13 protein-coding genes and 2 tRNA genes are annotated in these 10,804 nt (G+C 67.7%); 3 read left to right on the forward strand and 12 right to left on the reverse strand.

The annotated features are described in order from the left end of the window. Window positions 1–53 precede the first annotated feature (53 nt). Entirely contained in the window at window positions 54–314 is a 261-nt protein-coding gene (locus ACFWXQ_RS44085) for a hypothetical protein (protein ID WP_383940739.1), read from the reverse strand. Continuing rightward, a complete protein-coding gene (locus tag ACFWXQ_RS44090; RefSeq protein ID WP_383940736.1) occupies window positions 311–1,018 on the reverse strand; it encodes a hypothetical protein in 708 nt (235 codons plus the stop codon). The genes ACFWXQ_RS44085 and ACFWXQ_RS44090 overlap by 4 nt, the downstream gene beginning before the upstream one ends. A gap of 264 nt (window positions 1,019–1,282) precedes the next feature. Between ACFWXQ_RS44090 and ACFWXQ_RS44095 the strand changes: the two genes are divergently transcribed. The 3 genes from ACFWXQ_RS44095 (at window position 1,283) to ACFWXQ_RS44105 (ending at window position 4,191) form a co-directional block, all read left to right on the forward strand. After that, on the forward strand, window positions 1,283–1,858 hold the full coding sequence (locus ACFWXQ_RS44095; RefSeq protein ID WP_383957163.1) for a hypothetical protein: 576 nt from the start codon (window positions 1,283–1,285) through the stop codon (window positions 1,856–1,858). Window positions 1,859–1,953: 95 nt separating this feature from the next. After that, the gene (locus ACFWXQ_RS44100; protein WP_383957161.1) at window positions 1,954–3,342 is read left to right on the forward strand and encodes a DDE-type integrase/transposase/recombinase; all 1,389 of its coding nucleotides are present in this window, start codon (window positions 1,954–1,956) and stop codon (window positions 3,340–3,342) included. Between the two features lie 36 nt (window positions 3,343–3,378). Beyond that, window positions 3,379–4,191, forward strand: a complete 813-nt coding sequence (locus ACFWXQ_RS44105) for an ExeA family protein (RefSeq protein WP_383957157.1) — start codon at window positions 3,379–3,381, stop codon at window positions 4,189–4,191. A 197-nt stretch (window positions 4,192–4,388) separates the two neighbouring features. Here ACFWXQ_RS44105 and ACFWXQ_RS44110 read toward each other — a convergent pair whose 3' ends face one another. The 10 genes from ACFWXQ_RS44110 to ACFWXQ_RS44155 form a co-directional block, all read right to left on the reverse strand. Next, window positions 4,389–4,685: a hypothetical protein gene (locus ACFWXQ_RS44110; protein ID WP_383955975.1), complete on the reverse strand. Its 297-nt coding sequence runs from the start codon at window positions 4,683–4,685 to the stop codon at window positions 4,389–4,391. Window positions 4,686–5,001: 316 nt separating this feature from the next. Next, window positions 5,002–5,352 carry a hypothetical protein gene (locus ACFWXQ_RS44115; protein ID WP_383955973.1) on the reverse strand — a complete coding sequence of 117 codons (351 nt, stop codon included), beginning with the start codon at window positions 5,350–5,352 and terminating at the stop codon, window positions 5,002–5,004. A 90-nt stretch (window positions 5,353–5,442) separates the two neighbouring features. After that, a tRNA-Ile gene (locus ACFWXQ_RS44120) sits at window positions 5,443–5,517 on the reverse strand. A 92-nt stretch (window positions 5,518–5,609) separates the two neighbouring features. Next, on the reverse strand, window positions 5,610–5,846 hold the full coding sequence (locus tag ACFWXQ_RS44125) for a hypothetical protein (RefSeq protein ID WP_383955970.1): 237 nt from the start codon (window positions 5,844–5,846) through the stop codon (window positions 5,610–5,612). A gap of 40 nt (window positions 5,847–5,886) precedes the next feature. Continuing rightward, window positions 5,887–5,960, reverse strand: a tRNA-Leu gene (locus ACFWXQ_RS44130). Between the two features lie 143 nt (window positions 5,961–6,103). After that, on the reverse strand, window positions 6,104–6,367 hold the full coding sequence (locus ACFWXQ_RS44135; protein WP_383955967.1) for a hypothetical protein: 264 nt from the start codon (window positions 6,365–6,367) through the stop codon (window positions 6,104–6,106). Between the two features lie 133 nt (window positions 6,368–6,500). Continuing rightward, window positions 6,501–6,899 carry a hypothetical protein gene (locus ACFWXQ_RS44140; protein ID WP_386270329.1) on the reverse strand — a complete coding sequence of 133 codons (399 nt, stop codon included), beginning with the start codon at window positions 6,897–6,899 and terminating at the stop codon, window positions 6,501–6,503. 272 nt (window positions 6,900–7,171) lie between these two features. Then, the gene (locus ACFWXQ_RS44145; protein ID WP_383955962.1) at window positions 7,172–8,323 is read right to left on the reverse strand and encodes a DUF932 domain-containing protein; all 1,152 of its coding nucleotides are present in this window, start codon (window positions 8,321–8,323) and stop codon (window positions 7,172–7,174) included. Between the two features lie 337 nt (window positions 8,324–8,660). Then, entirely contained in the window at window positions 8,661–8,996 is a 336-nt protein-coding gene (locus ACFWXQ_RS44150) for a hypothetical protein (protein WP_383955959.1), read from the reverse strand. 220 nt (window positions 8,997–9,216) lie between these two features. After that, window positions 9,217–9,588: a hypothetical protein gene (locus ACFWXQ_RS44155; protein WP_383955956.1), complete on the reverse strand. Its 372-nt coding sequence runs from the start codon at window positions 9,586–9,588 to the stop codon at window positions 9,217–9,219. Window positions 9,589–10,804 lie beyond the last annotated feature (1,216 nt).

Here is a 10,804-nt window from a genome sequence, read left to right on the forward strand (position 1 = left end):
CTGTGGGTCAGGTATTCCCTGCATGACGGCGGCGAGTTGTACCGGGGTGCGGATCAGAGGCGCCTGATGCACAGACAGAGCCGCTCGTCGACGGGCCGCACGAGGGTGACGGCGTATCCGGCGTCACGGAGCGTCTGTGCGTACTGGTCGAGGTGCTGTTGTTCGTCGGGCCCGTCGTGCCAGACATAGACGGTGCGTTGACTGTCCTGCTGGGCGCGGTAGCCGGGGGTCCAGCTGGATCGGTACACGGCGTCGGTGTGGCCGGCGGCCGTGAGGCATTGGGACACGTCGAACGACGCGATGGAGCCGGTCATGATCGCTGCTCCACGGTCTGGTTGGGCGGCGGGGCGGAGGATCGCCTGCGCGGGCGCTGTTGGGCGCGCAGGGACAAGACTTCTGTGCGGATGCGACCGGCGCGATCGCGCTCCTCACGGGCCGCCCGCTCGGCGTACTCGGCGTATGCGGACAGGTAGTCGGCGCGGTGCGCGAGCGACCCTCGGTAGTTCATCAGCACCAAGGTCAGGACCGGGTGAGGCCGGGCGGAGAGCCACCGGGCGGCCGTCCACCAGCTGGAGACGGCGGTGCGGGCGTCGCGGCGGTGGGCCTGGGCCTTGGACTCGAAGCATGCCGCCTCGGCCTCGCCCTTCCGCATCGACCAGTTGAGGAAGCGCAGCAGGCCGGGGGTCTCACGCTCGCGGGATGCGTCGAGCAGGTGGTGAAGGTCGGGCCGTTGAGCGACGTCCTCGGCGCAGGCACGCATGACCACCGCGAGGGTCTCGCGCGTTGTGGGAGGAGGGGCGTTCCCGGCTGTTGACTCCACGGTGGTCATCGCGGCGTGCTGGTACGGGCAATCGGCGTCTGTCCAGAGCAGCAGGCCACCGGTGTAGCCGGTCGCGCTGCCGCGCCTGCGCGGCAGGGACTCGGTCGGCGCGGTTGCTTCCATGGCGTTGACGGAGCCGAGACTCACGCGCAGCGCGGTGACCCGGTCCCAGTCGCGCGGATGATGAGTGCCAGTCACGTGCACGAAGCCGCGCAACGCGCCCGACAGGGCGTACACGACGGCGTCGGTGCCCCGTGGCTGGCCGGCTGTTCAACGACACTCAAGATGCCTACGTGGGCGGTGGGTTGAGGGCATTCTGTGCGCCGATGGATTCGGGTGCGTGCCCGTGAGGTGTGGGTGTTCGTCGGCGGCGACACCTTGCCGATGAGGAGGGCATGCGAAGGCCCTCCCGAAGATCTCTTGGCCGAGTCCGGGAGGGCCGTGACGCGCGTGGAGGCGCCGGTGCTCACGGTAGAGGCGGACGTGGCCAGGGTCGAGACCAGGTTGCTGGCGGGTGAGATCGAGTGTCCGGATTGCGGGGGTGTGCTGGCCCCATGGGGCTGGGCGAGGCATCGCGTCCTGCGAGACGCGGACGGGCTGGTGCGGGTGCGGCCGCGGCGGGCCCGCTGTGAGGGCTGTGGGGGTTCGCATGTGCTCCTTCCGGTGTTCATGCTGGTCAGGCGGGTGGATCTGGCGGACGTGATCGGGGCTGCGCTGGTCGCCAAGGCGTCCGGGGCGGGGGCGAGGTCGATCGCGGCCGGGCTGGGGCGGCCGGTGGACACGGTGCGGGGCTGGCTGCGGCGGTTCGAGCACCGTGCTGAGCACGTCCGCGTGTACTTCACGGTGCTGCTCGTGGAGACCGGCATCGATCCGGTCCCGCCCGCGCCGGCGGTGACGCTGTTCGCGGCTGCGGTCTCGGCGGTGGTCGGGGCCTGGCGGTCGGCCGTTTCGCGCTGGCAGGACGTCGGCAAGGTGTCGCCCTGGCAGACGGCTGCGGCGGTCAGTGGTGGGCGGTTGCTGTCGCCGAGCTGGCCTTGATCCTCGATCAACACCAACTGCCTCTGATCTTGACCGGGTTGTTCCTGACAGCCTCGGCGGGCTCATGTCCGTGACGAGTTGTCAGGAAGGTGGAGATGGCACAGCCCAACGACGAGGAGGCCCGCACCGAGCGGGCCAGACGCATCGGCCTGTTCCGCTACATGCTCATCCGCGAGGCCGCCGACCCCGGCCTGACCGGGCGCCAGCGCGGCGCGCTGGTGCGCAAGCTGGCCCAGCAGGAGCACATCGACGCCGACGGCCGGGCGATCCGGATCAGCCGGTGGACGCTGGACCGCTGGATCCTGGAGTGGCGCCAGGGCGGCTTCGACGCACTCGTTCCCAGCCCGCGCCAGTCCCAGCCCCGCACCCCGCCGGAGGTGGTGGAGCTGGCCATGGCGCTGAAGAAGGAGAACCCCGACCGCACGGCCGCGCAGGTCAGACGGATCCTGCGGGCCCAGCTCGGCTGGGCACCCGACGAGCGCACGCTGCAGCGGATGTTCCACAAGACCGGCCTGGTCGCGCTCAGGTCCGCGAAGCAGAACGACACCTTCGGCAGGTTCGAGGCGGACCGGCCCAACGAGCTCTGGGTCGGTGATGCTCTGCACGGGCCGCGGATCGAGGGCCGCAAGACGTACTTGTTCGCCTTCCTGGACGACCATTCGCGGGCGGTGGTCGGCCACCGCTGGGGTTTCATGGAGGACACGGTCCGCCTGGCGGCGGCCCTGCGGCCCGCGCTCGCCGCCCGCGGCGTCCCGCAGTACATCTACGTCGACAACGGCTCCGCGTTCGTGGACTCGTGGCTGCTGCGGGCCTGCGCGAAACTCGGGATCAAACTGGTGCACTCCGCCCCCGGACGCCCCGAGGGCAGGGGCAAGATCGAGCGGTTCTTCCGCACGGTGAACGGGGAGTTCACCGTCGAGATCGCCTCCGACAAGGGCGAGGTCGGCCGCGAGATCAAGGACCTCGCGGAGATGAACCGCCTGTTCACAGCCTGGGTGGAGAACATCTACCACCGCCGCGTCCACTCCGAGACGAAGCAGGAACCGCTTCAGCGGTGGATGGCCGGGGCCCCGTTCCCGGTCCCGCAGCCCGCCGATCTGGCGGAGGCTTTCCGCTGGTCCGAGCACCGCCGGGTCGCCAAGACCGCGACCGTCTCGCTGCACGGCAACCGCTACCAGGTCGACCCGCGGCTGGTCGGCCACAAGGTCGAGCTGGTCTTCGACCCCTTCGATCTGACCTTCCTGCGGGTCTGCCTCGACGGCAAGGACGCCGGCACCGCCCAGCCCTTCCAGATCGAACGGCATTCCCACCCCAAAGCCAGGCCCGAAGTGCCCGCGGAGGAAGAACCAGAGCGGGTGACCACCGGCATCGACTACCTCCACCTGGTCGACACCGCGCACTCCAACCACCTCGGACAGAAGATCAACTACGCGGCGCTGACCGATCCGCCCATCAAGGCCATCGACCTGACCGACCAGGACTGAACTTGCTCTGACCTGCGAACTTCCGAAAGGATCACCGTGATTGAGAAGCTGCAGGCCCACTACGGTTTCGAGCGCATGCCCTTCGGCCGCAACCTCGCGCCCGGCATGCTGCACCGGCACGAGTCCCACAACCAGGCCGTCGCCCGCATCACCTGGTGCATCGCGGAACGCTCCATCGGCGTGGTCACCGGCGAGGTCGGCGCCGGCAAGACCGTCTCCGTCCGCACCTGCCTGGACGCCCTCGACCCGTCGAAATACAGCGTCATCTACATCCCGAACCCGATGATCGGGGTCCGCGGCATCCACGAACAGATCGTGCACGCCTTCGGACAGACCCCCTCCCACCTGGGATCCCGCCTGACCGTCCAGACCAGCAGAGCCCTGCTGTCCGAACGCGAGGAGCGCGGACGCACTCCGGTCCTGGTCGTCGACGAGGCCCACCTGATGTCCTACGAACAGCTGGAATCCATCCGGATGCTGACGAATCAGGGCATGGACCAGGACTCGCCGCTGTCCTGCCTGCTGGTCGGCCAGCCCACCCTCCGACGCACCATGAAGCTGGCCGTCCTGGCCGCTCTCGAACAGCGGACAGCTCTGCGTTACACGATGCCGGGCATGACCTCGAAGGAGACGACCAGCTACGTCGCCCACCATCTGAAGATCGCGGGCCGCCCGGACCAGCTGTTCACCGAGGACGCCCTGACCTTGATCCACACGACCTCGCGCGGCTTTCCGAGGGCGGTCAACAACCTGTCCTTGCAGGCCCTGGTCGCCGCTTTCGCCACCGGCAAGAACCTCGTCGACGAGGCCGCCGCCCGCGCGTCCGTGAGCGAGGTGGTCGGCGACTGAACCACCGGCACCTTGCCGACGAAAACGACACCTTGCCGACGACCGCCCTGCCGGAACACCCACCGGCAGGGCGTCGCTGTCACCGCTCGTCGGCACGGTGAACGCCGAACTCGTCGGAATTTTTAACGCCGGGCAACAGCCGGCGGCGCGCACCGCGCCGGACGGCGTGTCGATGGTGAGAGTGTCGGCAGTCACGATCAGAACTCCCGTCGCTCGGAGGGAACTTGGGGGGTGACATCCGGCTGGGCCTCGTCTGGGATGTCCGGGTAGCTGTGGGGGTAACGCTGGTAGAGGCGCAGTTCGCGTGCCGCGCGGACGCGAAGGCCGCCCTCTGCCTGAGAGACCACCCAACCGGTGAAGCCGGTGCCGTCCGGGGAGGCGGTGTAGAACTGGGCGGTGGCCAGGACGACACTCTCGTCGGCGGCCGCGGTCGCCTCGTACCGGCGCGGGGACAAGCGGCGGGTGAAGAACCGGTCGTACAGGTCTGGATCCATGACGCCCTCGCAGTGGCTGATGGTGTGAGGCGGGGGAGCGGCGCGTGGACGCTGTGCCGTGGGCGCCAGACGGCCTGGGGTCCGCGCTGGGGAGGCCGCCGCCCTGCACCCGCCGAAGCGAGGGCGCGGGTGTCAGGGCAGCGGATCGTCGGCCAGTGACGAGGTGGCCGGTTGGCCGCGCCGCTCGCCGGGGCGGGAACGGCGTCGGGGAGGCCGGCGGTGTCGGTCGCCGCAGGCTGCGGTGACCGATGGGGCCCGCCCGACAGCCGGAAGCGAGTCCGTGCGCTGTGGCGCGGGCCGCCGGGGCTTGGAGAAGTCAGCGTCCGGCGATCTCGCGGAGGCGGGTGAGGAGCGCTTCGGCGGTTCCGTGGAACACAGCGGTGTCGGGGAGGTCGAGCGCCTCCGCTGCAACCTCCTCGGTCAGGCGGTCCACGCCGTCCTTGGAGGCGTAGCGCCTGGGCCCGAGCGCCCAGCCGGTGAGGTGTGCAACCCAGCCGCCGCCGCACATCGTTGTGCCGCACGAGGGCTCGGTCTCGGGGGCGAGCCACCTTCCGTCCGGCGTGGACAGCCAGGAGGTCATGTCGAATGCCTCGGGATGGGTTTCGATGGCGTCGAGGACGGCGGAAGCCACCTCGGCGGGGGTACTGGGATAGGCGGTCTCCGGCATGGTCAACTCCGGCTCTCGGGAACGTGTGTGAAGGGTGCAGGTCGCGGGCGGTGGCCGCCGTGAGGCGTACGCCCTTAACCGGGTGGTTCGTGGTGCTGGTGGGACTCGAACCCACGACCTCGACGGCTTATAAGACCGGCGCTCTACCAACTGAGCTACAGCACCTTGGCGGTGAGGTGTGGGGGCCGCGCCCCGGTGGGGCGGGGCGCGGCCCTGGAAGCGGCCGGGGCGCGCGGGGAGGAAGCCCCGGCCGCTGGTCAGCTGAAGAGGATTCGTCGCATCGTCTCGTCGATCAGCGCTACCGCCTCGTCGTCGGGCATGTCGTCGAGCCTGGCGAGCGCCTCGAAATCGATCTCGACGTCCAGGTCCGCGAGCTGCTTCTCTGCGATGACGAACTCGATCACTTCCTGCGCGCTGGCACGTTCACGGCTCTTCGGGGCGACGCTGGGGGCGGTGGGCGGGGATGCGGTGTTCGGGCGGTCGTCGGCGGTCATGTCTCCTCCGTCACGAGGCGGTTGGTGCAGGGTGCGTGGGTGGACCCGACCGGATTTGAACCGGCGGCGCTGTGCGCTTTTAAGGCGCTGGCTCTGCCACTGAGCTACGGGCCCTTGAGGTGGGCCGCCGCCCCGGTGCCGGGAGATTCCGGGGCGGCGGCCCTGGGAGCGGCCATGCGCGGGGGAGTCGCTTGGCCGCTGGTCTGGTCAGTCCCGGCGTGACGCTGGGCAAGGTTGGCCAGTCACCGCGCGGGCGGTCAGAGGTTGTGCTGGAAGCGGTAGTTCCTGACGAGTTCGATTGCGGCGTCGCGGACGGCTCCGCGTTCGGTCTTGCCGGTGTCGCGGGCCTTGGCGTACGCGACCGAGGCGCGGACGACCGAGGCGGGCCGGATCAGCCGCAGGTTGACGATCTCGTGGCCGTGGCCCGGCAAGCCCTGCTTGGTGATGTCGTGGATGGCGGCAGCGATGGCGTGCGCAACGGCGTTCTCGTCGGTGATCGGTACCGGGTCAGTGTCAGCCATGGTCACTTTCCTCTGAGTCCTTGACGTGGGCCTCGGGCGGCCGCCGCCCTCCAGACGGGCAGAGGGGCGGCGGCCGGGCGGCGGCCAGGCGTGGGGGAGAAGACCGGCCGCCGGACTGGGGCGCGCAGCAGGGCTACGCCGGGGCGGATGCCGGAACCGGGAATGCCGTTCGGTAAGTGACGGCGTCCGACGCCGGACCAGGCGATTCCTGGAAGGCGTGGCGGACCTGGTCGGCGGTGAGCGGCCTGAGCGCGTGGCCGTCGACCACCCAGCCGCGTACGGTCTCCTCGCCCGTCGGCGACGTCGTGCCGAGCACGACGCTGCCCTTGGCGATGATGAAGGCAAGGGCCACGACTTCTGTGACTGCGGCCGCATCGGCATAGACGCCGCTCCAGAGAGCGTCAGTGCCTTCGCCGACGACGTCGAACCAGGCGTAGGCGACGACGGGCTCAGAGTTCCTCGGATGGACGGCGGTGGTGATCAGGTGCCTTCCGGGTCCTGCCGTCTTCATGAGATCGGTGACGGTGTCCACGGCGCGCGCGGTGACCGGTGCCAGGCGTTCCCGGGCCTGGCTGGATGAAAGGCTATTGGGGCCCATCGGGCGCTTCCCCTCGTGCTGTTTCGGCGACAGTCGAGGGCGTCACCCCTCATCTGTTAATTCGATACTAGATAATAAATACTGCGATGTCAAACCCTGCCGGTTCCGGCTCGGGCGCCTGTGAGCGGCACCTGAGTGCCGCTCACAGACTGCCGTTCCGGCGGGAGCGGGAGGCTGCTGCGCTCCCGCCGGGGCTTTGCTGACGGCTACGCCGCTGCGGCGATGGACATGGCGGAAAGGGCCTGCGTCTCCAGCTCGTAGGCCGCATCCCCGTCATCGAGGGTCTGCGCAGTAGCGGTCACGGCCTGCATGATCCCGCCTGCGGTGGTCTGGCCACCCTTGATGAAGTGGCTGAACACGGAGTCGCGCACACTGTCGGAGAACCGCAGCTGCTTTGCCACCAGTTCCACGGTCTCGGCCGGGCTGGTGATCTCGCGGCCTGCCTCCCGCTGCATGTCGGCCAGCTTCCGCTCGACGTAGTCGCGGTTCATGAACGTTGCGACGGCGTCACGGGTCTGAGCCGTGATCAGCGCGAGATTCTTCTCCTGGGTGTCCTTCGAGAACTCGACGATCCCCTCGCTCATCCGCGCACCGAGGTGCACCTTGCCGAACGCGTCCTTCGTGATCGTCAGACCGTTGCCGCACACCTGCGCGACGATGCGGGGCGTGATCGCGTACTTTCCGCTGCCTACCTCGCTGTTGGTGAGAACGAACCCGGCCGACACAACGGGCAACTGATCGCCCGTCTGCCCGGTGAACGGCGACCGGTACCCGCGCAGCAGCTCGGGAGCAAGTGCCTCGACGTGCTCGGACTCCACCCGAACGATCATGCGCCGTTCCGTGAGGTCGGCGCCCGTGATCTTCACGGGGTGCCCCGCCTCCCGGATGCCCGCCAGTACGGCGGTGAGCATGTCGAGATGGTCAATGATCTTGTAGCCGTCGGAGAGAAACGCACGCAGTACGCCCGGCTCGCCCTTGAAGGCGCGGAGCAGGAAACGGCGGGTGGGGTCCTTCTGCAGCCAGCCGTTGACGTTGAGGTCGTACAGGTCGACCGCCTCGGCGCGCATACGGCGCAGGTAGGCGGTAGGGATCTTCAGCTTGTCGGCAATCCCCTCGTCGGCTACGGCAGTGGGACGGTAGGCGCCATCGGCGCTTGTCACGCCGCTGGGCGTCAGTACCGGATCCACGCCGGTCACGGCGAGGTTGCCGCCAACTGAGGTGATGGCAGAGGCGGGAGCCACCATGTCGACCTTGGCCTCCTGGTCCCGCTCCAGGATCTGTTTCAGGTCCTTAAAGGATGCGTTGCGGGTGTCCGTCACCGCGGCGTGCTCGGTGATCTGGTTGGTCTCGTGAGCCACAAGGGCTCCCTTCGTGTGGTTCGGCGGTCCACCGGCGTCACCCGGCTTACTTCGATACTAGATAATAAGACTCGGAAAAGCAAGCCTTACGAGTCGCTCGCAGCTGGGGGCGGTGGGCGGTGGGGGCGGTTGGCGTGGTGCCTGCGCTGGTTAACTAGCGAACGGTGAGGCATGGCATGCCCTCGGGGGAGGGGCGGCTCATGCCCCCCGGGGCCCCGGCCCTGATCCGGCGGGGCCGGCCAGGCGACCGGCGCCCTCGCCGGCCCCGATGTGGCCTGAAACCGAGCGGTCACGCGGCTTGCGATGGAGGGTGGCCGATGACCACCCTCCACCCGTTCTAGAAGGTGTGATCGTCGTCTATGCTCTCGCATTGCGGATACCGGGGCCGCTTCGGGCGCGTGAGGCGGCGTACCAAGAGCCACACTCCGCCGCCTGCGAGACTGATCGGCCACATGGTTGCCGCAGCGGCCCCCAACAGAACGGCGTCAATGAGCGTGTTGGAGTCAAGCTGTGGCGCGGCGGTGTGGGCGGCCTCTCTCCGGGCGAAAGTGAGAGCAACGGCCACCCAGACCAGCAGCGCTACGCCGATGTAGGCGAACACGAACTCTCCGGGCACGCTGCTGCTGTCGCTGTTGTTGTGGACGACGGGTACAACGGCGGCGTAGGCGTTCATCACTTCCCCTTCAAGAGCTGCGCTACGACTCGGGCGATGTTCTCCCGCTGGCCTCGGGCGCGGCCCTTGCTGTATGCGTAGCAAGCCACTACGACGACAAGCAGGATGATGACGTTCAGGCTCATGACTTCCTCGCTGACTGGGTGCGGGATTGGGGTTTGGGGCCTGGTCTCCCGAACGGGGGCGCAGATGAGATGCGGCCCCCGTCCGGGAGCGTCTGTCAGGAAATCCCGTAAAGCAGATCTCCGGGGGAGTCACCCCATCGCTTCATGCCGTCTACGCGGTGCGGGTGGAAAGGGGCCCAATACGTCGGCGGAACTCGGAGGAATTCGCGAGCCTCGTGCAGCTCAATTCCCATGATCTTTCCGAGAATCCGGCGGTACAGTTCCACATCGTCACAGTCCGCGACAACGATGGGAAATTCGGCGTACGTGGTGATTTTTTCCGGGTAGCCTTCCGGAGCCAAGTTCCGCTCCGACCTGTGCGCGGGGAATGTGAATCTGACTTTCACCGTGCCCTCAAACCGGTGGGTGTGGTCGTCGGCATCGATCGTCCAACCCGGCTTGTAGATCAGCTGTTTGATCAGCTGCACTGCTGACGCTGCCTCCATTACGGGGCTTCCCTTCGTGTTCGGCGTGGCCGCTCCGACGTCACCCGGAACGGCTTGCAAGTTCGATACTAGATAGTCTTGCCCATGATCACAACCCCCCTGAACAGGGAAAACGCGACCTGACCGAGCGTCATCCTGCGACAACTCATGCATCAAACAGCGCGCTTACTACTGCACCCCCTCCTGCGCCAACTGATGCCAAACGCATCCCACATCTCGACGATTACCCCTGTTCAGCCTGTACGCCTGCCCGTGGTCGGCCGCTGACATCCCCTCTGCTGCCGCTACTCCCTGCCCGTGTGAAGAAGAGAAGGGGGCGGGGGCGGGCGTGGTCGGCGCGGCGGCATCGGGGATCGGGCGCGGCTGGTGTCCTGCTGCGCGTCGGCTCCGCCGCCGCGCTGGGGCCGGTGAGGTGTGCCGGGTGCGGACGAGTCGCCATTGAAACGACAGGCAAGAATCAGACGGCTAACTGATAGATGCTCAATTCCTGTGCGGAGGTGTGCACTTCCAGCGATCGGGAGCGACAGACAAACTAAGTCGGGCAGGGCAGGGCAGGGCAGGGCAGGGCTCGGTGGCCGGGTTCCGTCGCTTTGCTCCGGTGCTCCATAACTCGAAATTCGACATTCTCTATTCGCGAGTTCTGTTCTTCGGCCGAGGAATCCACCCCTGTAATTCATAATTCTACGGGTGGTTTTCCATTCGGGCTAACAGGTAGTACATGCTTCTCCCAATCACTACACAGCGCAACCTGTGATGCATCCCACGTGGGTCATGCTCGCTCTTTGATCTGATGCACCGACACTTGTCGCTCCGTTGCAGCCGGTTTGAGTGCACGCTGACGGCATGTCATCGAGCGTGAGCGTACAGGGTAGGGGAGTTGGGGAGGGGGTTTGGATGGAGCGTAGCGGAGTCCGTCACTGCATCGGGGCGGACCCCGCTCGGGCCGGACGGTCCGTCAACTTCCTGGGGGTAGTGGCCTGGAATCCCAGCAGCTACACAGTGCCGCACGTGATGCATCCACCCTTATAGCCAGCGAAAGGCGACCGCGCTTGCGCGGGTGCCCTCAATTCCCGCTTGCGGGAATTGCATTCCGTTCTGAATTCCGTTTACGGAATTCAATTCCCGCGCTTGCGCGGGAATTTGGCGGAGCGTCAGCGGAGCGTCGCCCTATGCAGCGCGCCAGCGCTGCATATCCCGC

The sequence above is a fragment of the Streptomyces sp. NPDC058697 genome (genome assembly GCF_042715345.1).
GTDB lineage: Bacteria > Actinomycetota > Actinomycetes > Streptomycetales > Streptomycetaceae > Streptomyces > Streptomyces liliifuscus.